The sequence below is a fragment of the Streptomyces pseudogriseolus genome (assembly GCA_002154585.1).
In the GTDB taxonomy this organism is placed as follows: Bacteria; Actinomycetota; Actinomycetes; order Streptomycetales; family Streptomycetaceae; genus Streptomyces; species Streptomyces pseudogriseolus.
Window position 1 is genome coordinate 1 of sequence record MUNG01000449.1, and the last position, 839, is coordinate 839.

The 839-nt window shown below is 73.5% G+C and carries 1 protein-coding gene; it reads left to right on the forward strand.

Annotated features, from left to right (window positions below; all coding sequences use genetic code 11):
- The coding region (locus CCN29_RS30670; protein ID WP_143661416.1) for an alpha,alpha-trehalose-phosphate synthase (UDP-forming) at positions 1–839 on the forward strand (839 nt) is incomplete at both ends.

Genomic DNA, 839 nt, shown 5'->3' on the forward strand with positions numbered 1-839 from the left:
GTTCGCCGAGGCGCTGGCCGAGGAGGCCGCCGAGGGCGCGGCCGTCCTGGTGCAGGACTACCACCTGACCCTGGTCCCCGGCATGCTCCGCGAACTCCGCCCCGACCTGCGCATCGGGCACTTCTCGCACACGCCGTGGGCGCCGCCCGAGTACTTCGCGATGCTGCCCGACGACATCGCCCGGCAGGTGCTGCGCGGGATGCTCGGTGCCGACCGGCTCGGCTTCCTCACCCGCCGCTGGGCGGACGCGTTCACCGCGTGCTGCGAGCGGTTCGCCGGCGGGCTCGGCGACACCCGGATCGGGGTGCACGGCCTGGGCGCCGACGCGGACTTCCTGCGCGTCCGCTCGCACGAACGGGACGTCGAGGAGCGGATCGTCACGCTGCGGGAGGAGATCGGCGAGGGCCGCCGGACCATCGTCCGGGTGGACCGCACCGAGCTGTCCAAGAACATCGTGCGGGGTCTGCTGGCGTACCGGCAGCTCCTCGACGACCACCCCGAGTGGCGCGAGCGGGTCGTGCACGTCGCCTTCGCCTACCCGTCCCGGCAGGACCTCGCCGTGTACCGCGACTACACGGCCGAGGTGGCGCGGGTCGCGGAGGAGATCAACGAGCGGTACGGCACCCCGGGCTGGCGCCCGGTCCTGCTCCACCTCAAGGACGACTTCGCCCGCTCCCTCGCCGCGTACCGGCTCGCCGACGTGGCCCTCGTCAACCCCATCCGCGACGGCATGAACCTGGTCGCCAAGGAGGTCCCGCTGGTCTCCGACACGGGCTGCGCGCTGGTGCTGTCGCGGGAGGCGGGGGCGCACGAGGAGCTGGGCGAGGACGCGATCACCG